Annotated in this window: 27 protein-coding genes; 17 read left to right on the forward strand and 10 right to left on the reverse strand. The window is 51.2% G+C overall.

The features are described 5' to 3' along the window. Window positions 1-11: 11 nt before the first annotated feature. From B9T62_RS08675 to B9T62_RS08725, 13 genes are all read left to right on the forward strand, one after another. Window positions 12-626, forward strand: a complete 615-nt coding sequence (locus tag B9T62_RS08675) for a biliverdin-producing heme oxygenase (RefSeq protein WP_087914886.1) — start codon at window positions 12-14, stop codon at window positions 624-626. Beyond that, window positions 619-1,476 carry a phytochrome family protein gene (locus tag B9T62_RS40605; RefSeq protein WP_281257704.1) on the forward strand — a complete coding sequence of 286 codons (858 nt, stop codon included), beginning with the start codon at window positions 619-621 and terminating at the stop codon, window positions 1,474-1,476. The genes B9T62_RS08675 and B9T62_RS40605 overlap by 8 nt, the downstream gene beginning before the upstream one ends. An 8-nt stretch (window positions 1,477-1,484) precedes the next feature. Next, window positions 1,485-3,152 (forward strand): sensor domain-containing diguanylate cyclase, encoded by a 1,668-nt coding sequence (locus B9T62_RS40610; protein WP_281257705.1) that lies wholly within the window; start codon window positions 1,485-1,487, stop codon window positions 3,150-3,152. 120 nt (window positions 3,153-3,272) lie between these two features. Then, window positions 3,273-4,556, forward strand: a complete 1,284-nt coding sequence (locus B9T62_RS08685; protein WP_169834340.1) for an IS91 family transposase — start codon at window positions 3,273-3,275, stop codon at window positions 4,554-4,556. Next, entirely contained in the window at window positions 4,519-4,773 is a 255-nt protein-coding gene (locus B9T62_RS08690; RefSeq protein WP_087914887.1) for a hypothetical protein, read from the forward strand. Before B9T62_RS08685 ends, B9T62_RS08690 begins: the two co-directional genes overlap by 38 nt. 512 nt (window positions 4,774-5,285) lie before the next feature. Then, window positions 5,286-5,486 (forward strand): hypothetical protein, encoded by a 201-nt coding sequence (locus B9T62_RS38870; protein ID WP_157685522.1) that lies wholly within the window; start codon window positions 5,286-5,288, stop codon window positions 5,484-5,486. Between the two features lie 391 nt (window positions 5,487-5,877). Further along, window positions 5,878-6,744 (forward strand): VOC family protein, encoded by an 867-nt coding sequence (locus B9T62_RS08695; protein WP_087914888.1) that lies wholly within the window; start codon window positions 5,878-5,880, stop codon window positions 6,742-6,744. 52 nt (window positions 6,745-6,796) lie between these two features. Next, window positions 6,797-7,432, forward strand: coding sequence for an NAD(P)-dependent oxidoreductase (locus B9T62_RS08700; protein ID WP_087914889.1), 636 nt, complete (start codon window positions 6,797-6,799; stop codon window positions 7,430-7,432). A gap of 339 nt (window positions 7,433-7,771) precedes the next feature. Continuing rightward, entirely contained in the window at window positions 7,772-7,978 is a 207-nt protein-coding gene (locus B9T62_RS08705) for a helix-turn-helix transcriptional regulator (RefSeq protein ID WP_087914890.1), read from the forward strand. Beyond that, window positions 7,975-8,403, forward strand: a complete 429-nt coding sequence (locus tag B9T62_RS08710; protein ID WP_087914891.1) for a hypothetical protein — start codon at window positions 7,975-7,977, stop codon at window positions 8,401-8,403. Before B9T62_RS08705 ends, B9T62_RS08710 begins: the two co-directional genes overlap by 4 nt. Window positions 8,404-8,436: 33 nt before the next feature. Then, on the forward strand, window positions 8,437-8,970 hold the full coding sequence (locus tag B9T62_RS08715; RefSeq protein WP_087914892.1) for a GNAT family N-acetyltransferase: 534 nt from the start codon (window positions 8,437-8,439) through the stop codon (window positions 8,968-8,970). 294 nt (window positions 8,971-9,264) lie between these two features. Further along, window positions 9,265-10,155, forward strand: coding sequence for a DegV family protein (locus B9T62_RS08720; protein WP_087914893.1), 891 nt, complete (start codon window positions 9,265-9,267; stop codon window positions 10,153-10,155). Window positions 10,156-10,640: 485 nt separating this feature from the next. Continuing rightward, window positions 10,641-11,003: an aminoglycoside phosphotransferase/kinase family protein gene (locus B9T62_RS08725; protein WP_157685523.1), complete on the forward strand. Its 363-nt coding sequence runs from the start codon at window positions 10,641-10,643 to the stop codon at window positions 11,001-11,003. 1,316 nt (window positions 11,004-12,319) lie between these two features. Here the strand turns inward: B9T62_RS08725 and B9T62_RS08730 are convergent. The 5 genes from B9T62_RS08730 to B9T62_RS08750 all read right to left on the reverse strand — a co-directional run bounded on the left by B9T62_RS08730 (window position 12,320) and on the right by B9T62_RS08750 (window position 16,435). Further along, window positions 12,320-12,742, reverse strand: coding sequence for a threonine/serine exporter family protein (locus B9T62_RS08730; RefSeq protein ID WP_087914895.1), 423 nt, complete (start codon window positions 12,740-12,742; stop codon window positions 12,320-12,322). Between the two features lie 39 nt (window positions 12,743-12,781). Further along, entirely contained in the window at window positions 12,782-13,474 is a 693-nt protein-coding gene (locus B9T62_RS08735; protein WP_245864565.1) for a threonine/serine exporter family protein, read from the reverse strand. 352 nt (window positions 13,475-13,826) lie between these two features. Beyond that, window positions 13,827-15,089 (reverse strand): DNA polymerase IV, encoded by a 1,263-nt coding sequence (locus tag B9T62_RS08740; RefSeq protein WP_087914897.1) that lies wholly within the window; start codon window positions 15,087-15,089, stop codon window positions 13,827-13,829. A gap of 145 nt (window positions 15,090-15,234) precedes the next feature. Then, on the reverse strand, window positions 15,235-15,816 hold the full coding sequence (locus B9T62_RS08745; protein ID WP_087914898.1) for a YitT family protein: 582 nt from the start codon (window positions 15,814-15,816) through the stop codon (window positions 15,235-15,237). A 100-nt stretch (window positions 15,817-15,916) separates the two neighbouring features. Further along, complete coding sequence (locus tag B9T62_RS08750; protein ID WP_087914899.1) at window positions 15,917-16,435, reverse strand: DUF3231 family protein; 519 nt, start codon at window positions 16,433-16,435, stop codon at window positions 15,917-15,919. Between the two features lie 160 nt (window positions 16,436-16,595). On the opposite strand from B9T62_RS08750, the gene B9T62_RS08755 reads away from it, so the two are divergent. After that, window positions 16,596-17,381: a serine/threonine protein kinase gene (locus B9T62_RS08755; RefSeq protein ID WP_087914900.1), complete on the forward strand. Its 786-nt coding sequence runs from the start codon at window positions 16,596-16,598 to the stop codon at window positions 17,379-17,381. Between the two features lie 86 nt (window positions 17,382-17,467). Here the strand turns inward: B9T62_RS08755 and B9T62_RS08760 are convergent, their stop codons facing one another. Then, on the reverse strand, window positions 17,468-17,686 hold the full coding sequence (locus B9T62_RS08760) for a hypothetical protein (protein WP_087914901.1): 219 nt from the start codon (window positions 17,684-17,686) through the stop codon (window positions 17,468-17,470). Between the two features lie 110 nt (window positions 17,687-17,796). Next, window positions 17,797-18,672, reverse strand: coding sequence for a helix-turn-helix transcriptional regulator (locus tag B9T62_RS08765; RefSeq protein ID WP_087914902.1), 876 nt, complete (start codon window positions 18,670-18,672; stop codon window positions 17,797-17,799). Window positions 18,673-18,805: 133 nt separating this feature from the next. Between B9T62_RS08765 and B9T62_RS08770 the strand changes: the two genes are divergently transcribed. Beyond that, window positions 18,806-20,773, forward strand: coding sequence for a glycoside hydrolase family 127 protein (locus B9T62_RS08770; RefSeq protein WP_087914903.1), 1,968 nt, complete (start codon window positions 18,806-18,808; stop codon window positions 20,771-20,773). Window positions 20,774-20,877: 104 nt separating this feature from the next. Here the strand turns inward: B9T62_RS08770 and B9T62_RS08775 are convergent, their stop codons facing one another. Then, entirely contained in the window at window positions 20,878-23,313 is a 2,436-nt protein-coding gene (locus B9T62_RS08775) for a glycoside hydrolase family 94 protein (RefSeq protein ID WP_087914904.1), read from the reverse strand. Between the two features lie 154 nt (window positions 23,314-23,467). Next, the gene (locus B9T62_RS08780; protein WP_087914905.1) at window positions 23,468-24,532 is read right to left on the reverse strand and encodes a LacI family DNA-binding transcriptional regulator; all 1,065 of its coding nucleotides are present in this window, start codon (window positions 24,530-24,532) and stop codon (window positions 23,468-23,470) included. A 262-nt stretch (window positions 24,533-24,794) separates the two neighbouring features. Here B9T62_RS08780 and B9T62_RS08785 point away from each other — a divergent pair, with 262 nt between their 5' ends. Beyond that, window positions 24,795-25,070, forward strand: coding sequence for a hypothetical protein (locus tag B9T62_RS08785; RefSeq protein ID WP_157685525.1), 276 nt, complete (start codon window positions 24,795-24,797; stop codon window positions 25,068-25,070). A 206-nt stretch (window positions 25,071-25,276) separates the two neighbouring features. Here B9T62_RS08785 and B9T62_RS08790 read toward each other — a convergent pair whose 3' ends face one another. After that, window positions 25,277-25,462, reverse strand: coding sequence for a hypothetical protein (locus B9T62_RS08790; RefSeq protein ID WP_087914907.1), 186 nt, complete (start codon window positions 25,460-25,462; stop codon window positions 25,277-25,279). Window positions 25,463-25,616: 154 nt separating this feature from the next. Here B9T62_RS08790 and B9T62_RS08795 point away from each other — a divergent pair, with 154 nt between their 5' ends. Beyond that, complete coding sequence (locus tag B9T62_RS08795; RefSeq protein ID WP_087914908.1) at window positions 25,617-26,030, forward strand: hypothetical protein; 414 nt, start codon at window positions 25,617-25,619, stop codon at window positions 26,028-26,030. Window positions 26,031-26,036: the final 6 nt, after the last annotated feature.

Genomic DNA, 26,036 nt, shown 5'->3' on the forward strand with positions numbered 1-26,036 from the left:
GTGATTAATTGATGGAATCCAATATTATGGAACGGCTGAAGGCAGAAACAGGCCCTTATCATAGACAAGTAGAATCCAACCGCTATGCCAGAGCAATTACAGACCAGACGTTAACGCTGAATGAATACCGTCTGTACTTGCAGAAATTCTATGGCTTCGTATACCCTATGGAAGGCAGACTTCCTTCAACTATAGAATGGAAGGGGAGCACACTTAGAGCGACGGACAGAACCAAATCGGGGCTGCTGGTGCTGGATCTGCTCCAGTTAGGCTTAACGCAGGAGGACATCGGTCAGCTTCCGCTCTGTACAGCACTGCCCGATGTCTCTACGCCTGCCGCGCAATATGGTTTCCTGTATGTCATGGAAGGCTCTACACTGGGTGGGCAGATGATTACGGCTATGCTGAAGCAGCGGTTGGCGCTGGAGCCGGAGGCCGGGCTGCATTACTTCAACGGCTACGGCAAGGACACACGGGTGCGCTGGAGCGAATTCCGCGAGACGCTGCTGTCTGCTGCGCTGTCGGAAGAGGATCGGCAAGCTGTGGTGGATGCAGCGCAGGATACCTTCGTTAAGCTGGGCCGTTGGCTGGATGAACCACAGAAACTGGAGGCTGAGCATGCCTGATCCTGTCAATAATGAAGATGAGATGCTTAACCGCACATTGCTTACACAAGGAGATTTTGTCCTTAAAGAGCCTATAGATTTGACCAACTGTGATAAGGAGCCTATTCATATCCCCGGAATGATCCAGCCTCATGGTGTATTGCTGGCAGTCACCATGGGAGATGCCCCTACGATTGTCCAATGCAGCCGCAACACGGTTGAATTACTTGGTCGGCCTGTCGAGCAGCTGCTCGGCAAACCGCTGGCTGAATTGCTCGGCGACCAGCAGCTTCCGGCGCTGCAGATGCAGGACATCATCCGAATGGCTACCTCTGATCTGCAGTATCTTGATCTGACAATTTCGGTTGCCGGAGAAGAATGCAGCTTCACTGGAATTGTTCATGAGAGCGAAGGGTTGCTTATTCTGGAACTGGAGCTGGTCTATTCTGAAACCGTTGCTGCCGGCAATGATTTCGATTGGATACGCGTTTTTTTTAGCCGGATTAAATTTGCCCGCAACCGCACGGAAGCCAGCCAGGTTGTAGCTGAGCAGGTGAAGGAAATGCTTGGTTATGACCGGGTCATGATCTATGAGTTCGACGAGGAATGGAACGGAAAGGTGATTGCAGAAGCAAAGGAGCAGCACCTTGAGCCTTTTCTCGGCCATCACTACCCGGCGTCGGATATTCCCAAGCAGGCGCGTGCTTTGTATCTGCGCAATTGGCTGCGGATCATTGTGGATGTGAGTTATCGGCCGGTGGAGATTGTGCCGATGGTCCAGCCGCTGACAGGCAAGCCGCTTAATCTAAGTCTGTCGGTCCTGCGCAGCAATCCCCGCTGCATATTGAATATTTGCACAACATGGGTGTAGGTGCGACTGTGACAATCTCATTAATCCACGACAACAAGCTGTGGGGTCTGATCACCTGCCATCATTATTCACCTAAATATATCACCCACCGGGTCCGTAATTTGTGCAACTTTCTGGGCTCTTTTTTCTCCAACGAATTGTTTCAGCGCCAGCAGCTGGATGATTACCAGAGTGAGCTGGAGCTGCGCAAATCGGCTTCACGGATTGCGCAGATTTTTATCGGCAACAGCAGCTTTGTGAGGGTAATGGAAGAGCTTCAGGAAGAAGAGCAGACCTTGCTCTCGCTGATGGGGGCATCCGGGGCAGCGGTCAGTTACCAGGACAAGCTTCTACTCTATGGGGATACGCCTGCGCCGGAGCAGGTGCGTGAATTGTCCGGCTGGCTGGTTGGCAAAGCGCAGGATTATTCGTATCATACGTCACGGCTTAGTCTGGAATATGATACAGCCAAAGCCTATAAGGAAAAAGCCTCGGGTGTAATGTACTTGGCCATTTCTCCAGGCCAGCAGAACTATATTATGTGGTTCCGGCCTGAAGTAGTCGGAATCGTGGATTGGGCGGGTGATCCGGCTAAGGCTGTGATTCAAGAGGCGGATGGCATCCGGCTCTCTCCGCGTAAATCCTTCGAGAAGTGGCGTCAGGTGGTTCAGTCCACCTCACTGCCTTGGACGCTTAAGGAGCTCAATACGCTGCCTGAGCTGAAGGTGATTGTGCGCAGGCAGACGGAGAACCAGCTGCGCCAGGCGGAAGAGCAGGCACTCCAGAACTCGCGTATCTTCCGCCAGAATGAGCAGCGTTACCTGCAGCTGATGGAGTTGTCTCCTGCTGCCTTTTATGTGATAAGCGACAGACGGATTATTCATTCCAACAGCATGGGAGCGGCCTTGCTGGGGCTGGACAACCCCAAATCACTGATCGGCAAAGATCTTCATTCGTTTGTGAAGGATGTCTCCAAGGAGCAGCTGACCCAGCAGCTGTCCAAACTGCAGAATCATCTGTCGCCGCTTGAATCGGGCACAGGAACCTTCGAAACCGTAGATGGCAAGGTGTTGAATCTGGATATTACATTTGCTGCTGTGACCCATGCCGGCAAACCGTCGGTTATGGTACTGGCACGTGAGGAAGTACTCGGAGACAAGCAAGACGGATACAGCCTGATGACCGATCAGCTGCAGAATTATTTGAATACAGATTCATTGACAGAGCTTCCGGTACGGAAAGTATTTGAGCAGGAGCTGGAGGAGGACTGGGCAGATTGCCTCCGTGACAAATGTATGTTATCCCTGCTGATTATTGATATCGATGACTTCCGCACTTACAATGCCACTTACGGGCTTCAGGGAGGAGATGTCTGCCTGCAATGGATTGCAGATGTGCTGTCCGTTATCGGCACCCAGCACGAGGTGATGATTGCCCGCACCAATGGAGGCACCTTCATGCTGAAGCAGAAGGGCACTTCCTATGAGGAGACGTCGGAGCTTGCGGAGGAGATCCGTCAGAACGTCCTTGCGCTGCAAATCCCCCGCGACCATGCGGACAGTTTTGTGACGGTAAGTGTAGGCGGAGTGGTGCAGCAGCCGGACTCTGCACTCAGTCCATCTGTACTGATACAGCAGGCCGAAGAAGCCTTGTTTAAGGCCAAAGACCAGGGTAAAAACCGGGTTGAAATTATTTAGATATATCAGTTGAAGAAGCCTCTCAAGCCGGATTATTGGCTTGAGAGGCTTTTTTTTATTGTATAGGAAATTATAGAGTGTAAAAAAATGTGGATAACTCCGATGAAAAAAGGAGGAGGGATGGACGTGAAGAATCAGGAGAGGTGGAAGAAACGAGGAGTCATCCGGCAGATTTTAAAAGATCACTTTCATGGATTCATGGAAATGCACGGACATCATCTGCCCAAGGAACTCCACAGTAGCATGATAGAAACCGTGAATAAAGCGATACGCTGTGGTACACGGGATATGGGCTATGCCAGATATGAGTGCAAGGGATGCACGGAGGGAACGCCGGAACCCGTGTTTATTTGCTTCACCTGTAAAAGCCGTTTTTGTCATGGATGTGGGAAGAAATATACGGATGAATGGGCGGAAAAGCAGCAAGAACGAATACTAGATGTACCTCATCGCCACCTCGTATTTACAGTGCCTGAAGAACTACGCAAGGTATTCTTTCAAGACCGGCGGAAGTTAAATGAACTGAGTAACCAAGTGGCCAAGGTCATTCAATATTATTACCGGCGGAAAAATAAGAGCAAGAAATACGAAGTCGGTGTGATTACCGTGATTCATACCTTTGGCCGTGATTTAAAGTTTAATCCGCATATCCATGCGCTAATTACGGAAGGCGCGCTAGACCGGAACAAGGAGTGGAAGAAGGCGGAGTATATCTCGTATGAGTACTTGCGGAAATCGTGGCAGAAACTGCTACTGGATTTAATGATGAAATGGTATCCGGAGGAAGAACGTATAAAGAGACTGGTGAATGAGTTATACCAGCGCTATTCGCAGGGGTTTTATGTGAATGCGGAGCAGCGGATGAAAAATGCCCGAGGAGCAGCGAAATACATTGGGCGCTATTTGGCGCGTCCGGCGATCGCGGAGTACCGGGTAGTAAGCTACAACTACCACAAGGTGCACTACTGGTATGAGGATCACCGAACGGGCAAACGGGTGGATGTGGTATCGCCGGTAATGAAATTCATTTACGATCTGGTGCAGCACATTCCGCCCAAGCATTTTCGGATGGTGGGGCGCTATGGTCTATACAGCCGGGGGAAAAACAAAGAGTCACAAAAGGTAATTAATCTGTGGCGGTACATGGTGCACAAACAAATCGAGATGACTTTTCCAGCGGAGGAAAGGAAGAAGAAAAGCTACCGCCAGCGGATGCTGGAGAGCTATGGGCGAGACCCGATGCTTTGTCCCTGCTGCAAGCACCGGATGTTGCTTGTGGTGATTTGGCATGCGGAATATGGGAGAATTTATTATTATGACGAGCAGCGAGAATATGAAAACCAAAAGAAATGGGGGATACGAAGTCATGGGAAAAGAACAGGGCCAAAAGTCCGGACAGGATAAAGAACAAGAACTGGACCTATGGAATCCATGGGAGGAAGAAGAGGAGTCAGAGGTATGGATCGATTATATCTGCGTGAAATGTGGGATGATGGACCCTGTACCTGAATTTATAGTAGCCGAGTGTTCGTATGAACTGGAAGGCGGAGAATCCCCAGAGTTTTTCTGTCCTGTTTGTAATGGAACCTTGGTGAGAAAAGAAGAGCCAGCGGATAAATAACCGCTGGCTAGAAAGTTATTCACCCGCCAGGGTGATTTTGTTCTTTCTACAGGAAATTATGATTTACTTTTGTTGTAGATAAAGTCTTGCGCATTCCGAAGGAAGAGCTCGCTTTTGCCGTTAAGGTGTTGCGTATTCCGAAGGAAGAGCCCGCTTTTGGTGTTACTACTTAGGACTCCTTATCAAAATATTATGCAGAATCTGTTCCATCTTTAGGAGCAGAACAATTAGTTGCGAAACTGCATCTATTTAACCGTTTTTTTCCGTTTTGGAGGAGATAAGTGCGAATACGCATCTATTTTAGACTTTTGAGCGTTCCAGGAGTGATTTACTCGAAATTAGTTGCAGATTTGCACTTATTTTCCTGCTAATGGACGTTTCGGCTGAATTTAGTTGCAGTTTCGCATCTAATTACTGGGAAGGCTCCAGGGCAGACTATAAATCCTGGCTGGAACCTGAGTAGTAACGTTTTCTCCGTTAAGCACTTGCGCATTCCGAAGGAATAGCTGCCTTTGTCATTACCCGCTTTTGCCTTTAAAGGTCTTGCGCATTCCGAAGGAACAGCCCGTCTTTGTCATTACCCGCTTTTGCCTTTAAAGGTCTTGCGCATTCCGCAGGAACAGCCGCCTTTGTCATTACCCGCTTTTGCCTTTAAAGGTCTTGCGCATTCCGAAGGAACAGCCGCCTTTGTCATTACCCGCTTTTGCCTTTAAAGGTCTTGCGCATTCCGAAGGAACAGCCAGCCTTTGACCTTAGCCCCCGGCCTGCATCCCGTCAGGGATAGCGGGCCGTACAGTGCGGCGTTCAAGCGGTCCCGCAGGGATAAGCGCTCCTATCTCCCAGCCTCCTAAACACTGTACCGCCAGACTCCTTCGCCAAATTTGCAGGAGTCCAGAGGGTGCAACCCTTTGGGGCCCTCCCTTGGAAGGGAGGGTTTGGGAGGGATCAATCAATCGATCGATTAATAACTTTACAAACATAATGAAACCAGCTATACTAAATATAGTTAATATGTAACCGAGTAAGTTACAGGATGATATTGAATAGTTATAGGGTATGGCATTTTAGGCAATAGCTGAAATACATTCATTTGGAGGCGAGAATATGACAGCTGCAGCTGTATTGCATCAAGAGGTTGAAATCGGTCTTGTGCAGATTAGAGTAAGTAATTTGGAACGTTCCCTGAAGTTCTACCAAGAGGTGGTCGGTCTGGCCATCCTGCGCCGGAATGGACGCGAGGTGGAGATGACTGCGGATGGCGAACGGACATTGTTGATTCTTAGGGAGATTGAGCATGCGCGGGTACTGCGCCGTAATTCTGCGGCGGGGCTGTATCATTTTGCCATCCTTGTGCCGGATCGTCCCAGCCTGGGACTGGTGCTGCGCAATCTGGTTGCTTCCGGCATTCATGTCGGACAGGGCGATCATCTGGTAAGCGAGGCGCTGTATATCCAGGACCCGGATAACAACGGGATTGAGATCTATCGGGACCGTCCCCGTGATACCTGGACCTGGAACGCGGATAATCACGTGTCCATGACAACGGACCCTGTGGATGTGGATGGTCTGCTGGCCGCTTCGGAAGGTCTGGAGTGGGAGGGGCTGCCTGCCGGAACCGTTATCGGACATGTGCATTTTCATGTGGGCGATCTCGCAGAGGCTTCCAAGTTCTATGTAGAGACGCTCGGCTTTGAGCTCACAGCGCATTACGGGGATGCTGCCTTGTTTATCTCGGCGGGCGGTTATCACCATCATCTCGGTCTTAACGTTTGGGCAGGCCAGGGCGCTCCCGCCGCTCCTGCTGATGCTCCGGGAATTGATTATTTCACACTGGTGCTGCCGAGCGAAGCGGAACGTGCCGCTGTGCTGGAGCGTGTACGCCGGGCCGGATATGAAGTGATGGAGACCGCCGGCGTGCCGTCCTTTACAGATCCATGGAATATCGGCATCAGACTGGTATTGAACAAGTAATCACAATCAATAATCACAAATAATCATAGTAAAAACACTCAGGAGGTACAAGATGAACATTGCTATTGTTGGAGCAAACGGTAAAGCAGGCAGTCGGATCGCACAGGAGGCGCTGGATCGTGGACATCAGGTTACAGCCATTGTCCGCGATGCCTCCAAGGTAACGGACAGCCGTGCAGCCGTGCTGGAGAAGGATGTTTTCGCATTGACAGCCGCTGATTTGAATTCTTTTGATGTGGTTGTTAATGCCTTTGGCGCACCGTTTGGCCAGGAGCATCTGCATGTGGAGGCCGGGAATGTGCTGATTGATGCACTGAAGGCCACACCGGCAGTCCGATTGATTGTGGTCGGCGGCGCAGGCAGCCTGTATGTGGATGAAGCGAAGACACTTAAGGTTGTAGATACTCCCGGATTCCCTGACTTTGTGAAACCGACAGCCTTGAACCAGGGCAAGAATCTGGAGATTCTGCAAGGAACGGATGCCTTGTCCTGGACATTCGTCAGCCCTTCGGCTAACTTCGCCGTAGGCACAAGAACCGGTGCTTATGTCAAAGGCAAAGACCAGCTGCTGGTCAATTCCACAGGAGAAAGTTATGTCAGCTATGAGGATTATGCGATTGCCATCATTGATGAAATCGAGCAGCCGCAGCATATCCGTGAACGGTTTACCGTGGTTTCGGAATCCTGATTGAACACGGGCCAAGCATACTAGAATAAGCTGTAGAAACAGGCATTTCAGACTCCGGTCTGAAGTGTCTTTTTTTAAATATATTTATAGGTTGCACGCTATAATTTATCCTTCTATTTCCCGCAGGAACGGATGCCTGAAAGCGATACGTAGTATCGCTGCTGCGGAAGCATACGCTTTGCAGTGGACGGCGAAGCCGTTTCTTCTTAGTGCGCTCAGGATATGAGTCATATCCTCCGAAAATTTGGAAAGCTAGCTTTACATGATTCCTGATTTATGGTATTTTAAGGATGGAAAGTTTGCTTTACATGATCTGAAATAAAACGGGGTGCAACGTCAGTGAAGAATAGGCTTGAACAGATTCGCAAGCAGCGCGGAATCAAGCAGGAGGAGCTTGCAGATGCGCTGGAGGTATCCAGGCAGACGATCGGTTCACTGGAGAATGGGCGGTATAACCCGTCGATTGTGCTTGCTTTTAAGCTGGCTCGATATTTTGAGCTGAGCATTGAGGACATTTTTATTTATGAGGAGGAAGCCAGAGGATGAACAGGAACAAGATATGGCTGTATGCGGCGGCAGCAGTGTTTGGGGCGGTGGCTATGGTTGTAGGCGGCTTCGTGGTCACAGGGGAGGACTACCGGATGATTTCGGGCTTGTTGATAGGATTGGGGGCCGCTGTATTTGGGTTGGGTACGGCTAATGGTATCGGTTCTCTAAGCATATCGAAGGCCCAGTTTGCCGAAATGTCACGCAGGAAACAGATTGAAATGGCCGATGAACGCAACAGCAGGATCAAAGATAAGGTAGGAGCGGCGCTCAACAAGATTGTAATCTATGCCCTTTGCTGTCTCCTGGTTATTCTGGGGTTTATGGGAACGCCTGTTATTGTTATAGTAATGATAACTTCTATCTTGCTGCTGGAGCTTGTACTTGCCATCACCTTAACCAGTTATTATTCACGCAGAATGTAGAAGGGCTTATCAGGGAGTATAGGGGGATTCGCAATGGATGATTGCAAGGTGGGCGGGCTGGATTTCACCGAAATCAGTGAGGAGCATCTCCCTGGGGTGCTTGAGATTTACAATTATTATGTACGCAACAGCACGGTGTCCTTCCACACCGAATTGCTGACGTTGGCCGAGATGCGCCAGTCGGTGCTCAGTGGGGACAAGAGGTACCGGTCTTACGCCATCCAGGAGCAGGGGGAACTGCTGGGCTACGTGCTGATTGCCAGACACAAGAACAAGCAGGCTTATGATACCTCGGGTGAGATCAGCGTATATCTCCATCCGGAGTGCACCGGCCGCAGAATCGGCGAGCAGGCGCTACGGTTCATTGAGAAGCGGGCTGTCGAGCTGGGATTTCATGTGCTGGTGGCTACGATATGCTCCGAGAATGAGCGCAGTCAGCAGCTTTTTGCCCGAAACGGATATGAACGAAGTGCGTATTTCAAACAAATTGGCCGCAAGTTCGGCCGTTGGCTGGACATTGCCAGCTACCAGAAGATTGTCGGGAACACGCAGGTTTCTGGCAGGTAATCCATAGCTCTTCATCCAGCTTCGCACATGATCCATGAACGGTTGTGGCTTCCTTAACAGGGGGCTGCAGCCGTTTTTTGGCGTCTTCACATACCATACGCAGTCTGTTCTTTAACAGGTATATTTATCATGTATAATGTGAATTTATGTCGAATTAAGTTGAAAAAAAGTAAGCAAAACCGCGCCAAATCGCTATACGATCACTTGGTTTCCTGTATAATTTACGAATATGCAGATAGCTGAAGCTGCTGATTCCTGATCGAAACCAATCCCTCACGAAAGAGAGCAGTGACCATGAAATCCATCGCCTGGGTAACCGACAGCACCAGTACAATAGATCCGGAATTTGCTAGAAATAACCATGTCTATATTATTCCTCTGCGGCTAATTGTCAATAATGAATGTTATAAAGAAAATATCGAAATCACCGCCGACCAGTTCTATGATAAAATGCGCCAGCATGACAAGGTAGGCAGTTCCCAGCCGCCGATCGGCGAGTTCGTGGAATTATACGAGCGGCTGAAGGAAGAGTACGACGAGATTATTGCGGTACATTGTTCCTCCGAGCTTAGCGGTACGTTCCATACCTCCATGCAGGCGGCGGACATCGCTGGAGTTACCGTGATTGGCATTGATTCCAAGGTGGGTGCTTACCCGATCCGTGAGATGATTCTGCGTGGCCTTCACTGGCAGCAGGCAGGCTGCTCTGCGCTGGAGATCAAGAGTAGAATCGAGAATATCATTGAAGAGATGTCCTTTTACCTGATCCCTGCCAGCCTCAGCCAGCTGCATCGCAGCGGGCGGCTCTCCGGCTCCCAGCTTGTGCTGGGCCAACTGATGCGGATTCACCTGCTGCTGAAGTTCGAGGCAGGCAAAATTATCGTCGAGGACAAAATCCGCACCTTCAAAAAGACGAAGCAAAGATTGCTGGAAACGCTGGGCAAGGATATCCGGCTGATCAAGGATATATGCATTATGCATGCCAACAATATGGAAGAAGCACTGAGCCTGGAGTCAGCCATCAAGGAGATGTCTCCCTCCGTGCGCACGGAGATCATGACCTTTGTGCCGGTGGTGGGCGTTCATATGGGCGAAGGCACACTTGCGCTTTCGTGGATCAAGAATACAGCCATGAACAGTATTGCTGTGGAGGACAAGGGGCTGGAGCCTGCGCTTCAGGCTTAAGCGTGAACTTAATCTTATTTAGCAGATATCTTCCGGCGATCCCGCTGGGCGAAATTCGCTTGAATCCAAGAAACCAGCAGGTCCCGGAGTGTGGGTCCGCTGGTTTTTGTGTTATGTATAGGTTTCACCCCCTAATTTATCCTTCTGTTTCTCGCAGAAACGGATGCCCCTTCTCTTTCAGAGGAGGGCGAAGCTAGGTCTGGAAAGAATTTAGGCGTTAAAAGAAAATAAACTCTTAGACTGGCCATAAGTCATTAAGTTAACGGGCGGGAGAGTTTATTTGTGATATGCTGAACCGTATCATAGGGAACGGCATGTTTCATGATTGTCTTTTCTCCAGTAAAAGAGTTGATTTATTCGAATTCAATAGAGAACTTATGGAGGTCTCAAACATTGAAAAAGACCCCTTGAAAAGGAGTCTTGTCTAATCATAGTATATGTCCGAGATTTAATGAACAGTATGGAAATAAAATGATTTGTACTTGATGATTAGTTTATTTGATGACAGTATATATGGCTGGTATGCGCTGGATATTGCAATTGCGGCAACTCATGCCGTATGGTGGGGATCTCCCGCAGATGATCGAAAATCCAAAAATGAATTTACAAAACAATTCTTAAAAGAATTTTTAACAGGCTACTTCAAGCATAATGACTTAGATACCTACTGGGTTCGGCAGATTCCCATGTTTATGGACTATAGGAATATATGCTCATACTTCTGGTGGCTCAATAGCTGGGATGGAGATGAGAGTCGCCTGTCTGAATTTCAGCAAACTGCAATTACCCAAGCCATTAATCTTATCCACAATGGTCAGATGTTTGATGGTTGCGATATACAATTATAGGACCGACCTATGGTCTTAATTTAGATATCCAATACCATCAAGATTAGTAAAATACACTGCTGGAGGTGACGTATGGGAATCGAATGGTTCGATATGATGTACCCGGTAATCCCGATTATACGTTACCAGAAAATAGAAAAGAATTTAAAGAAAAGATTAGAGGAAATGTTATTGGAGGAAAACTTGGAGTAAGAGAACACAAATATATATGGAAAGCAATTAAACCCTAAGTTGTTGGACACAACATTACGTTAACTGTGAACGTTAGTTCAATAAAACAGCGGCAGTCTAGGACTTTATGTTCTCGTCCATGGCTGCCGCTGTTTCTTTTATTGGGTGTGGAACGTCGTTCAGAGTAAATAGATGCGAAAGCGCACTTAATTTAGCCCAATCGCCAAGCAGCGGGGCGAATAAGTGCGAATCTGGTTACTACTTAGGCCCAACGAAGAATTATAGGGAAAATGTACCGCTAGTTGGTCTCAGAATGGGGATTCGATGGGGGTATAGGGAGTTTCTACCGCTAATTACGTGCTATCCGCTTCATAATGCCCTCGAAAGCCAATTTAGTGGTAACTTTTCCCTATATGACATGAAAACCAAACACTAGCTGGGGAGTTAACGGTAGATTATCCCCATAGCCACCTACGTGTTTGGACTTAGAACGCTCAAATCTATATGGGAAAAACCAGGGTCCTAAGTAGTAACCAAATCTGCAACTATATAAGATGAACTTAAGAATGGAGTAGTCGAGTTGTCAGAAAGCCTGATGCATAGGGCTTTCTGGCCGCTTCGTGTGTAACATTCTTAAGTTCACGTTCTATAACCTCGAGTAAATCGGGCCTGTTACGCTCAAAATCTTAAATTAGATGCCTTTTCGCACTACCGTAATCCAAACCCTCCCCACCCGAACTTCAGGTAACGGACCGTATAGCTCCAATTTCCTCATTTCTGCGCTGGTTTGGAATGTAACGGACCGCATAGCCTCTATATCGGAAAAACAGGCCTTACCTAGTGGGTTTCGGTTTGAATAGGGGCTCCTGAGTCCGTTAATAGTCTGAAAGGTAATCGCTGGTTACGGGTGACAGCCTTCCTTTGGTTATGCTCAGCCTCCTTGTCGCGCGGTGTGGTATGACAGGCTCGGACGAGTAACACAAGGAACACAAGGGGGCTCTAAGTAGTAACCACTTTTGCAACTAAATCTGGCGTACGTGTGCAAACAAACTCCAATCGCCTTGTGCCGACATTCAGACCTTCGATGACCACTCCGTTACCGCTCTCCGCAACATAGTGAGCTGACTGCTGCTTCCCAAGCTGCTCTAGCTGCCGGAGCGGCGGAACATCTGGCCCAGCACCTCGCTCAGCACAAGGCCGGCGGCAATGGCCCCGGAGAGCATCAAGGCCTCGACGGCAATCTCTACCGCTTCGATATAGTCATTCTCAACGAATTTGCGCATCGCATCGTATGCCAGGCCGCCGGGGACGAGCGGGATAATTCCGCCCACACTGAAGATAATCACCGGCAGCTTAAAGGAACGCGCGAAAAAGATGCTGATAATGCCCACAATCAGCGTAGCCGCAAAGGTGGCGGTGACCATGCCCCACTGCCGGTCCAGCTGCAGGTAGACGATCCAGCCGACCATGCCAGCCAAGCCGCACTGCAGCAGTGCACGCCGCGGCGCATTAAACAGGATGCAGAAGGTGGAGGCCGCGATAAAACTGGTTACAAGTTGCAAAAGCATGAACAGCCAACCTCTTTCACATAAGGGATCTCAGAGCGATTAGAACAGCGAAAGCACCAGCCCGATGCCGGTGCCGATCGCAAATGCGGTCAGAAAGGCGTCCGCGCCCTTGGAGATGCCGGATACGAGATGGCCGGCCATCAGATCCCGGACGGCATTCGTGATCAGCAGGCCGGGAACGAGCGGCATGACTGAGCCGATGATGATCTTGTCCATCTCCCGGCCGAAGCCGAACTGGACCGAGAAGAACGCCAGCAGGCCGATCAGGAAGGAGGCGCTGAACTCGGCGAAGAAACGGACCTGCACAAGCCGGTGCAGGTAGATGACCGCCGCGTAGCCCAGCCCCGAGGCCAGCAGCGCTGGCAGCGCATCCTGCACGCTGCCCTTGAACATGATGGTGAAGCAGCCGCCCGTCAGCGCGGCGGCGGCAATCTGCAGCCACACCGGGTAGGCATGTGCGGCATCATCCACCTTGCCGAGCCGCTCGCGGGCTGCTGCTGCCGTGATCTGGCGTTCACTCAGCCGCCGGGAGATGTCATTCACCTCGGACACCTTCTGCAGGTCGGTCGTCCGCTCGGCGATGCGGAACAGCTTGACCGGCTCGGTCCGGCTGGTGGTGAACATAATGACCGTAGGAGTGACGTAGCTGTGCGCGCCGGGGAAGCCAAGCGCGGCAGCCATACGTGTCATTGTATCCTCCACGCGGTAAGTTTCCGCGCCGCTCTGCAGCATAATCTTGCCGGCCAGCAGGCACAGATCGATAATTTCATAGGTTGAGGTATTGCCGGTACTGCCGGTATCGGCAGTATCGCTGATGGGGTCTGTGCTTTCCAACTTCTCTTGATCCTCCCCTGGAATGTTATATATCCGATTGTCGCCGCATTCACCCAAAAGATCAACCCTTATCGGCATAAATCATGAATATGAATTATAACCTGCTGCTAAGTTTATTTGAAATATAAAAAATTATATGTTTCACGCCATAAATTATTCTTCTATTTCTCGCAGAAACGGATGCCTGAAAGCGATACGTAGTATCGCTGCTTCGGAAGCATACGCTTTGCTGAGGACGGCGAAGCCGTTTCTACTTGTAGTGCCCGCCGATCTTGCCGGCGCGGTCTTTGATCAATCCCGCATCCGTGAAGGAGGAGGCGCGGCCGATGATGGTGTCGCCGAATTTGTTCTTCAGGGCATCGGTGGCCCGCTCCAGCTCACGGTAGCGCGGCCGGGATTCAAACAGTGTCAGCTGATATTCACTTTCGTCCGACAGCCCGGAGAGGCTCAGGTGGACTCTGCGCACAGGCTGGCCGTCCCAGTGCTGCCGGAACAGCGGTACGGCGGCTTCATAGACGAGACTGGTGGCATTGGTCGGATCGCTCAAGGTGGTCTGCCTGGAGAAGCCGGTGGGCGTCTCGAAGCTTGCACCCTGGCAGCCGACCGACAGGACGGCTCCGTTGACCTTCAGCCTGCGGCAGCGTCGGCTGACCATCTCGGACAGCTCAAGCAGCACAGTCTTGATCTCCTGGAGCGTGTGGTAATCACGGGGCAGCGTCATCTGATGGCCGACGCTTTTGGGAGCGGCCTCATAGGTGGACGGGCTGACCGGGCTGTCGTCGATGCCGTTGGCGATCCGCCAGTACAGCTCGGCATCAATATCGCATTTCTTGCGGAATTTCTCGCGCATTCGCCACTTCAGCTCAGCCAGAGGCAGCCGGGCCAGATCGCCGATTGTGCCAAGGCCCATGCTCTGGAAATGGGCGGACATCCGCCGTCCGACCATGAACAGCTGGCTGATCGGCAGCGGCCAGAGCAGGGAAGGCAACTGCTCCTGAGTGAGGGTGAACTGGCCTGTGGTGTTCTTCTTGGCCCACAGATCGCAGGCCATCTTGGCTGTGACCTTGGAGTAGCCAGTGCCGACACGCGCATAGACTCCTGTATCCCTGCGGATCTGGTCCTGAATCGCCGTGGCAATCTGCTCCGGACTGCCGAATAAAGAGAGGCTGCCTGTAATATCAATAAATTGCTCATCAATGGAATAAGGCTCGACAAGATCGCTGAAGGTGCCCAGAATGTTGGTGATCTGGGCAGAGACATCAATGTAATGCTGCATGCGCGGCCTGACAACAATCAGCTCCGGGCATTTCTGCAGCGCTTCCCGCAGCGTCTCGGCGGTGGTGATGCCCTTCTGCTTCGCCAGCGGGCAGGCAGCCAGCACAATGCCGCTGCGTCTGGCTGGATCACCGGCGACAACCAGCGGCTGATTGCTGTAATCGGGATGGGAAGCCTTCTCCACAGAGGCATAGAAGCTCTGGCAGTCGGACAGCATAATGACTCGGTCTTTCTTCATGGAACCACTCTCCAGCCGGGGCATGTGCCTGCGCCCTCAGGGCGTGCTTGCCATCCCCAGAAATACGCCGATCCGGCGCCGTGCATAATATAGCATTATAATACGAACATACGATCCCGTATATGCATATTTATTTCCAGGTTCATCAACTTTCAAGCGTGCAGAGACCGGTGGCTACCCCGCCGGACACAATGGTGAGGATGGAATGCAGGAAGGTCTCCTTGGAGATCAGCAGTCCTCCCGCAGCGATAATCATGGCGTCTGTCATGAAAATAAGCACCCCCACATTCAGCGGAATATATCGCTGGATATAGTGAGCCAGCAGATCGGTTCCGCCGGTACTGGCCTTGAAGCGCAGCATCAGCCCGAGCCCGGTTCCCATCAGTGCACCGCCCATAATCGCGCTGGAGATGGAGCCGAATTCAAAATAGTAGAGGAAATGATACTGCAGGGGACCCAGCAGCTCAATCAGAATGGAGGAGGATAACAAGCCCACCACACTGTTATAGAAAATCTCCCTTTCCTTCAGCCAGGCCAGCAGGAAGATAGGCAGGCTGCACAGCACGATGGCCAGTCCGATTTTGGCGCCGGATAAATAATTGATAATCAGCGCAATTCCGATAATTCCCCCGTCCAGAATCTTATAGGGCACCAGGAAGAAGTTAGTTCCTGCAGCTATGAGCAGGCTGGATACCAAAATAATCGCGAGTTTAGGCCATGACCGCATCGTTCACATCTCCATATTAAGACATGCTTATGAATATGCTTGGCAGATGGCAAAAATTTCTATACAGCAAAAAATCCTGCTTGCGCAGGATGGGAAAAACTTAAGCGTGAACAAGCTCTGGTCGTTTGAGCTGAAGCGGCGGCGGAATCAGCCAGCCTCTTTGTTTGTTCAGCTTCAGGATGGCGTGGCCAAGGGCTGCCATCTGAGTGTGGATCTTGAGGAACTGCGCGGCGATATCCTCACGGATGCACATGCTCATAATCTGGCTGCACTCCACCAGGCTCATTGCAATGCCCGCAGAAACAGCAGCGGCAATCTCCTGGTCGGAGAAGCGTGCGCCGGCCGGAATATCCTCCAGCTTGACCGAAGGGCGGTCCGGGAGCAGTGGGAAAGGTGCAATGCCATTGTCCTTCAGCAGCTTGTCACAGGTCTTGATCTCACGGTGGGACTGGTCGATCAGGTCATCAATAATGCTCTTCAGCCCTTTATCTCCGGCATGATACAGATAAGCCTGCAGGTTGGACAAGGTACCTTTGGCTTTGGCAGAGAATTGCCATATACTGAATATTTCACCGTAGTGCATCGGTTCGTCTTTGGAATTGCCGTTTAGAATTCCCATTTTCGGCACAGCTCCTTTATGAATAAGTTATAATCGTTCGATTAGATTGTCCTGGGAGAGATGTTTTATGCCAGGGATTCATTAGAAGCAGCAGTTTGTTAAAATATAAGAATGTGGAATACGGCAGAATTGTCGGAGCACAGAGAAAGGGGGGAGAACCATGCTGGTAGGCTGGCGTGCATTTATACGTGCCTGGCGGGATTATCCGTTGGAAGAAGGGGCCTGGATCAACGGAAGGTATCAGGTGCTATCCGTCATTGGTATGGGCAGCTACGGCTTAACCTATTGCTGCCTTGACGGTCAGCATGGAACAGCAGTGCTGCTGAAGCAAGCGAAGCCCAGCCGCAGGAAGCTTGCCACCAGCTTGCTGGCCCGTGAGCAGGCTGTTCTGAGGCAGCTGGAGCACCCCTATATTCCGGCTTGCCGGGATTATTTCGAGTATCAGCAATCTGCATGGCTGGTTACGGATTATGTGGAGGGAGAAACGCTGGAGCAGCAGATTTTTGAGCAGGGCCGGGTATTCACAGAGCCGGAGGTGCTGCGGTGGGCGCTGCGGCTGCTGGACCCGATAGCCCATGTGCACAGCAAAGGGTATGTGCATCTGGATCTGCGGATTCCCAATGTGATGATCTGTGATGAAGAGGTGTACCTGATTGATTTCGGTCTGGCGCGTAACATAGGCGATTACAGCAGGCCGCCAGATCGGATGCCTCCCGAGATTGACTCGGATTTAGAAGATGCTGCCCATCTGATGCTGTTTATGCTGTATTCTGCCTATGAGCCGCAGGCTGCGGAGCAGGAAGGCAGCTGGCGGGAGGAATTGAAGCTGTCTGCTTCGCTGGAGCTGATCCTGTGCCGGCTGCTTAAGCTGGAGGGGAAGCCTTATGTGTGTGCTGAAGAGCTGATCCAAGATCTAGAGAAGTGCCATCGTACGGATAGTGGGTAGCCGGAATAAACTCAAACAGGCCACCGTTCCTCATAACAGGAACGGTGGCCTGCTTTAGCAGGTCGGTTGGCGCTCAGCGGACAAGATCAGCTGGAGCTGCCGGATCTGTTCTTGTAATGCTTGTGGCCATGGCGGCCGCCGCTGTGGCGCGCATCGGAGGATGAGTGGCCTGCATAGCCCCGGCGGCTGCTGGAGGAGCGGGCCATTCTGCGCCTGTCTTTGGCACTGCTGGAGCCGTGGCGGCCGGGGCCTGATTTGGAATGCTCAATGGAATGGAGTACCTTTCCGATCAGCTTTTTGAACATTACGATTCCCCCTTAATATAAGTAAAAGCAACTACTAAAGCCTCGAGTTGCAGATTCACACTACTACTTACCCTTATTTCCATCTTACGATAGCCATTGCCAAATGTTTCTTAACGGGAATAACGTTTACGGTAACGGAGGGGGGATATTCCGGTCTTTCGGGTGAACCGGCGTGAGAAATAAGCCGTGCTCTCGAAGCCGGTCTGTTCCGCAATGGCGGCAATCGGGGTCTCCGTCTTCAGCAGCAGCAGCTTGGCCTGCTCCAGACGGTAGTCCGTCAAATACTCCAGCGGCGTCAGCCCGTACACCTGTTTCATGCACCGTCCGAGATAGTTGTAGTGGAAATGCAGCGCCTCTGCCAGGGAACGGTTAGTTATCGGCTCTGCGTAATGATTGCGCAGGTAGGTCTCGGTCTGTCCGGCAATCTCCAGCGCAGGGCTGCCCCAGGCTTCACGCTGCGCCAGCTCCATCATCCGCAGCAATTCCTCGAAGATGCGCTGCTGCTGCCATACGGTACTGGATCGCGGTCCGCTGGAGAGCTGCAGCAGCTGGTCTGCCAATACGCTGCGTTCCAGAGGATCGGGAAGCGGAGCGAATTGGGGTACCCGAATGGTGTAGGGAGCGGTAAGAAATTGCCGCAGATGCGCTTCACGGTCTATATATACCGTTTCCCCTTCCGAGCAGGCCCATTCTCCGGCGGTGTGAAAATGAATCCAGACAAAAGAAGTGGTTTCCTCACAGGGCTTGACGGCATAATGATAGCGGTCCGGAAGCAGCAGCAGCATCTGTCCGGAGGAGACTTCCCACTGCTTGTCCTCTTCCCCGATAAAGAGACAGCCCTGCTCAACCAATAACAGGTCAAACATGCCCATATGGCTGCGGTTTGGATGCTGTTCCCCGGCTTGATATACCGTACGGGCACCTTCGAGGAAATAGGGGAACGGCGGGGCCGCGAGATGGATATAGGAAGTATTGCCGGTAGCCATGCTGTGATCACTCCAATCCGGTTGCAGTGTGAAATTGTACAAAAACAGAGTTGCTTATGCTTATATTTTTAATCCATTGTACCGTCTATAATTGCAATTAGCCAGAGAAAACAAGTTGAAGGGGAAGATGAGAATGGGCAAAACTGTGCAAGACTATCACACACAGCCGCTGCTGACGGCAGCTGTTAGGGACGAGTTCTGGGAACGTTACATCCGGCTGGCGCAGGATGTGGTTATTCCTTATCAATATGAGACGCTGCATGACCGGGTGGAGGGGGCCGAGCTGAGCCATGCGATCGCCAATTTCGAAATTGCCGCAGGCAGGAAGACAGGGGAATTTCATGGATTCGTGTTCCAGGACAGCGATGTGGCGAAATGGCTGGAGGCGGCCGGATATTCGCTGAGCATCCGGCGGGACGCGGAACTGGAACGGAAGGCGGATGGGATCATTGAGCTGATTGCCGAGGCCCAGCAGCCGGACGGCTATCTGAATACTTATTTTACGATCAAGGAGCCGGGCAAGCGATGGACCAATCTTAACGATTGCCATGAGCTCTATTGTGCCGGGCATTTCATCGAAGCGGCAGTGGCTTATGCCGAAGCTACCGGCAAGGAGAAGCTGCTGCAGATCATGTGCAGGATGGTAGAGCATATTGAGAGCGTATTCGGTCCTGGTGAAGGACGTCTTAAGGGGTATGACGGGCATCAGGAGATTGAGCTGGCCCTGCTGAAGTTATACCGCTATACGGGAGAAGCGCGTTATTTGGAGCTGAGTCAATTCTTCATTGACCAGCGGGGACAGCAGCCACATTTCCTGCAGCAGGAATGGGAGCAGCGCGGGCAGCTCAGCTTCTGGGGCGGCAGCCGCATGGAGCAGCTGGATCTGAAATACAACCAGTCCCATCTTCCGGTAAGAGAGCAGACCGAAGCGGTCGGTCATGCGGTGCGGGCGGTATACATGTACACGGCGATGGCCGAGCTGGCTGCGCTGACAGGGGATGAAGCGCTGCACCAGGCCTGTGTCAGATTGTGGGATAATCTGGCGGATAAGCAGATGTATCTTACCGGCGGAATCGGCTCCACGCATGCCGGCGAGGCCTTTACGTTCGATTATGATCTGCCTAATGATACGGTATATGCCGAGACCTGCGCTTCGATCGGACTCATTTTCTTCGCCCGGCGGATGCTGATGCTGGCGCCGCAGGCCAGGTATGCCGATGTGATGGAGCGGGCACTGTACAACAACGTGCTGGGTTCGATGGCCCAGGACGGCAAACATTATTTCTATGTCAATCCGCTGGAGGTCTGGCCGCAGGCATGCAGCTGCAACCCGGGCAAACATCATGTGAAGGCAGAGCGCCAGGGCTGGTTCGGCTGCGCCTGCTGTCCGCCGAATGTGGCGCGGCTGCTGACCTCGCTGAATCAATATATCTACACGGTCCATAGCGATGTGCTCTATGCCAACTTATACATTGGCAGTGAACTGGAGACAGAGCTGGGCGGAACAGCGGTGCGCATAGAGCAGACCAGCAGCTTCCCTTGGGAAGGCGCAGTCAAGCTTACCGTGCATCCGGCTGAGGCGGCGGAGTTTGGAGTGGCGCTTCGCCTGCCTTCCTGGAGCACCGGCATGGAGATCCGCGTAAACGGTGCATCGCTTGCTGCCGCTGAGAACATGGAGAACGGCTACCGGGTTATCCGCAGAGTGTGGAGCGAGGGGGATATCATCGAGGTGATGATCCCCATGGAGGCGCACCGGGTGTATGCCCACCCGAACCTGCGTGCAGATGCACACAGAACGGCGATTCAGCGCGGACCGCTGGTCTATTGCCTGGAAGGTGCAGACAACGCCGAGCCGCTCAGCTCGATTATGCTTAGCCGGCAAGGTGGCTTCAAGGAAGTCTTCGACGAGGCGCTGCCGGGAGGTGCGGTGGCCGTTGCAGCAGAGGGCTGGCGCACAGAGGCCGGGAGCTGGACCGGCGGGTTGTATGGTCGGGAGCGGGCGCCGCGTAAGCCTGTCACTGTACGGGCCGTGCCTTATTATCTGTGGGGGAACCGCGGCAGCGGCGAAATGACGGTATGGGTGGCCGAATCCGGCGTATAAGTAACAAAAAGAGTGTCTCCGGGCCATATTGGCCTGGAGACACTCTTTTTGAAATACAAGTACAACTACATCCAGCTGCTCTTCTATAGCAGCCCGAACAGCGATTAGCCCAGCTCAACCACCACAGTATGCACGCCGCCGTCCCCTGCAGGGGCAATAACATTGCCTTCTACAGCTGCGCCGTCGAGTGTGATGCTGGCTACACCCTTGGAGACATGGTTCGGATTGTTGATCTGGATGACATAAGTGTCGCCGCGGAAGACGCGGGTAATCTCGAAGCCGTTCCACTCAGCAGGGATACAAGGGTCCAGCTTCAGACCGTTAAAGTCCGCCTGGATGCCCAGGATCGACTGTGTAATCGCCACATAGTTCCATGCAGCGGTACCTGTGAGCCAGGAGTTCTTGGCTTCGCCGTGACGCACAGCGTCTTTGCCGGCGATCATCTGCGAGTAGACATAAGGCTCGGTGCGGTGAATCTCGCTGATGTCCTCCAGGTAGGCCGGAGCGATTTTGGCATAGATTTCGAACGCTCTGTCGCCATGGCCAAGTACGGTTTCGGCAATCATGATCCAGGGATTATTGTGGCAGAAAATACCGGCATTCTCTTTGTAGCCCGGAGGATACGTGGAGATTTCACCCAGGTTCAGGTAATACTTGGAGTAAGGCGGTTGCTGCAGCACGATACCGTAGTCGGTATCCAGATGTTCTTTGACCGAAGACAGGGCTTTCTCGGCTTCGCCGCTCTCTACGCCGATTCCCGCCATTACACACATGCCCTGCGGCTCGATGAAGATCTGGCCTTCCTCATTCTCCTTGCTGCCAATCTTGTCACCGTAGTGGTCATAGGCACGCAGAAACCAGTCGCCGTCATAGCCATGAGTCAGGGTGATGCCGCGCATGGTTTCGATCTTGTCTTCAGCGTCAGCAGCTACGTCATCGAGACCGCGCATACGGCAGATTTCAGCGTATTCCGGTCCTACGAACACGAACAGCCCGGCGATAAAGACGGATTCAGCTACACGGCCTTCAATGTTCGCCGTAGTCTGGAAGGATTCACCCGGCTCTGTTGAGAAGCAGTTCAGGTTCAGGCAGTCGTTCCAGTCGGCGCGGCCGATCAGCGGCAGGCCGTGAGGTCCGAGATTGTTGGTAACATGCTCGAAGCTCACCTTCAGATGCTGGAACAGGGTAGCCGTGTTGTCGGGATTGCTGTCAAAAGGAACCTGCTCATCCAGAATCGAAGTGTCGCCGGTTTCCTTGATGTAGGCAGCCGTTCCGGAGATCAGCCACAGCGGATCATCGTTGAAGCCGGTGCCGACTTCGTTGTTGCCTTTTTTGGTGAGCGGCTGGTATTGGTGGTATGCGCTGCCGTCTTCGAACTGGGTGGCGGCGATATCCAGAATACGTTCTCTCGCACGTTCAGGAATCTGATGCACGAATCCGAGCAAGTCCTGATTGGAATCCCGGAAGCCCATGCCGCGGCCAATACCGGATTCGAAGTAGGAGGCGGAACGGGACATGTTGAAGGTAACCATACATTGGTACGGGTTCCAGATGTTGACCATGCGGTCCAGCTTCTCATCGCCGCTCTTGATCTGGTATTTGGACAGCAGGTTATCCCAGTGGGCAGCAAGCTCTGCCATCGCGGCATCCACCTGGGCGTCGGTAGCGAATTGTGCAGCTACAGCCAGGGCCGGTTTCTTGTTGATTACATTGAGTGCTTCCCATTTCTCGTCTTCCGGATTCTCAATATAACCCAGCACGAAAATAAAGCTCTGCTCTTCGCCCGGCTCCAAAGTAATGTTCAGCGCATGGGAACCGATAGGGGACCAACCGCTGGCTACGGAGTTGGTAGCTTCACCGGCAGCGACAACCTGCGGGCTTTCCAGGCCATTGTACATGCCGACAAAAGCTTCGCGGTCCGTATCAAAACCGTCGATTGGCTTGTTCACGGAATAGAAGGCGTAATGGTTTCTGCGTTCACGATATTCCGTTTTGTGGTAGATCACTGAATCCTGTACTTCAACCTCACCGGTGCTGAGATTGCGTTGGAAGTTGGTCATATCGTCCTGGGCATTCCACAAACAGAATTCGGCGAAGGAGAACAGTTTGACTGTTTTCTTAACAGCTCCGGTGTTCTTCACGACCAGACGGTGTACTTCGGCATTGTGGCCCATCGGTACAAAAGCGAGCTGGTTTACGGAGATTCCGTTGCGTTCGCCTGTGATGGAGGTGTATCCAAGGCCGTGGCGGCACTCGTAGAAGTCAAGCTCCCGCTTCACCGGCATCCAGCCCGGTGTCCAGAAATCGCCGTCATCATACAGATAGTAGTAACGTCCGCCAGCGTCGAGCGGAATATTATTGTAACGGTAACGAGTCAATCTTCTCATACGGGCATCACGGTAGAAGGTATAACCTCCGGCTGTATTAGAGATTAGGCCGAAAAATTGCTCATTGCCGAGGTAGTTGATCCATGGGTAAGGCGTTTTGGGTGTGTTGATTACATACTCTTTGCGAGTGTCGTCAAAATTTCCGAATTTCATAAGAGAATAATCTCCTTTCGATTGTGAACGCGCGTTTATTCAGCCGTAAAAGTGCTCTTGGGGGAGAGCGGCTTGTTACGTGTAAACCTAAATGATGCTGGTTTTACGTAGAGCATGGGTGCCAAAGGGTGGAGCCCTTCGGCAGAGCCGGTGACTATACGTGATTCGGCTTCGGCTGCTGACAGGAATCCCTGATCATCAGGCGAGCGGGAAAACTGATGGTGCTGAACGTTGGCTGCTGTGAATCGCATAGCTCAATGACCTTCTCTACGGCAGCCTTGGACATCTCGTAGATGGGCAGACGGACGGAAGTCAGCTTCGGCTGAATACGCGACGCCATCTGGATATCATCGAAGCCAGCGATCGAGATATCGTCCGGCACGGTCAGCCCGAATTCGGATAACGCTTCCATAGCGGAGATAGCCATGTCGTCATTCGCCGAGAAAATAGCTGTCGGTAAGGTTCCGCCGGAGGACAACAGCTGCTTGACCTCCTGATAGGCAGTATCCTTCAGGAAATCACCCTTCAGTACAAAACGTTCGTTCACTGTAAGGTTGTGACGCTTCAGCGTATCTTCATAGGCTGTATAACGTTCCCTGCCGGAATAGGTATTCATTTGCCCACAGATAATGCCAATGTCTGTATGTCCAAGACTGATCAGATACTCCATGGCTTCGGTGGCGCCTTCGTAATCCTTCGAATTCACAATAGCCAGATGATTGCGGTCCAGATGCTCGGACATAATCTCGGTAATGTCATAGTCAATCAGCACCAAAGGGTATTCAAGGCCAACCATCTCGCGGACAATATCAATGTCCTTCTGCGTGCCGACGATAATGCCGCCGTCAATCCGCTTCTGCAGGAAGGCCTGCTTCACTTTCAGGAAATCGTCGGGAGAATAGACGGTATGAATCAGCACATAACAGCCGCGCTCATTCGACGTGTCGACAACGGCATCGACGAAAGGAGCGAAATAGTTGTTCTGATAGATCCTTGTCGTGTTCTCCTTCTCATTCATGCTGATCGCAAACAACCCGATGGTATCGGTCTTCTTGCCGGCCAGAGCCCTTGCGAAGCTGTTAGGCTCATATTGGTACTGTTCAATCACCTTCAGCACCTTGATCCGGGTCTCTTCAGGAACGTTGGAATAGTTGTTGATGACACGGGATACCGTACTTCGGGAAACCCCGGCCAACCTTGCTATATCTTCGCTGCGCATGCTGCCCCCTTTTCATAAACGCGCGTTTATGTGTTCATTGTAAAATAAACGTGATCAGAAATCAATCGCTATATAAGATGAACTTAAGAATGGAATAGTGTAGTGGCCAGAAACCTGATGCATAGGGCTTTCTAGCCACTTCGTGTGTAACATTCTTAAGTTCACGTTCTATAAATGTATGTGGGCAAAGATATTTTTTGGCAAAAAGAGGTAGATGAAAGCGGTTGTCGAATTGAGGATAGAGACGGAGGTGAACAATGAAATGGCTGAAACAAAATCGTTGATCTATCAGATTCTTAAGGTGATTGAGAGCGGCAAAGAGCCCAAACTGGCTGATCTGGAGGGCGTAACGCTTGAAGGCTTCCATAGTGCGTTGGAGCAGATTATGGAGAACAAGCTGGCTACGCATATCAGTTTCACACAGAGCGGGAAATCCAAAGGCAAGGTTAAGAAACAGGTTACGGCTCATCTCGAAGGTTCCACGTTAACAGCGCAAGGCAGCAATTATATTCACATGCAGGAATCCAGAGAGTACTAAAGTGAAACTTAACCTGGTTTATATTCTAAAAAAGCACCCAGAGCGGTGCTTTTTCCAGGTTATGGGGCGGTGTTAGCAGCATCTGGATAATTTTGCATTGATTCAAATTGAAGATTCAAGTATAATACAAACAAATGTTCGCTTTATTGGGAATGTAAATAGACGTATGGTTTTGGACTTTGGGCATATATACAATAAGGGGCACCCTAGAGTTGCTTGATCCGTTTAACGGCCCAATAGGGGAATGATACCTTCTCTTGTCCGGTGATCATCTGGATAGAATCCGATTGCTCGTTAATTTCGCATGTTCCTATATAAGTTTCTCCGCTGATCAGATGGATGCTGTGGGTAACATTCTCTAATAACAGTTGTTGGATTTCTCTCTTTAGCAAGACAGTAGCCTCATTTCCTTTGGAGCAGTTCCAATTAAGTTTATGATATAGTATTAAACACATTGCGCTTACTTTAACTACATTTAAAGTTTACACTTTTGTAGTATTTTGCATGAGGTTTATGTTCTGTGCGCTAAGCCGGAGGGAGTGTTAAATGAACACCAATTTAATCTTGAAGAATGAATACCGATACATCGAGGAACAGAGCAGAATTCTCATTAAGGATTACTCGCAACTTACATATGTAGAGCACTCGTCCGAAGTTGTTGAAGGCGGAATGTTTGTATGGTCTGAACTAAGTCCTGAGGCTCAGCAATTCCGGAAGGTTCTTATAGATAATTACCTGAGGCTGGCTGCGGTGAACCGCAGCTTGCTTGAAGAATGTGGAAGTCCTTATCTGGGTCAATATGAGCATAGCTTTAACTTGATTTTGTCTTACATCAAGCAAGACACCTTGCTGTGGGAATCCTCCGTTGAGGAAGTGTTTGAAACCGTCCAGAAAGAGCTTGCCCTTATGTATGTTATCGTGGCGCCATTTGAATCGTATAAGGAACGTGCAGAGCAATAATTAGAA

Origin of the sequence: Paenibacillus donghaensis, assembly GCF_002192415.1 — a bacterium.
GTDB classification, from domain to species: Bacteria; Bacillota; Bacilli; order Paenibacillales; family Paenibacillaceae; genus Paenibacillus_AQ; species Paenibacillus_AQ donghaensis.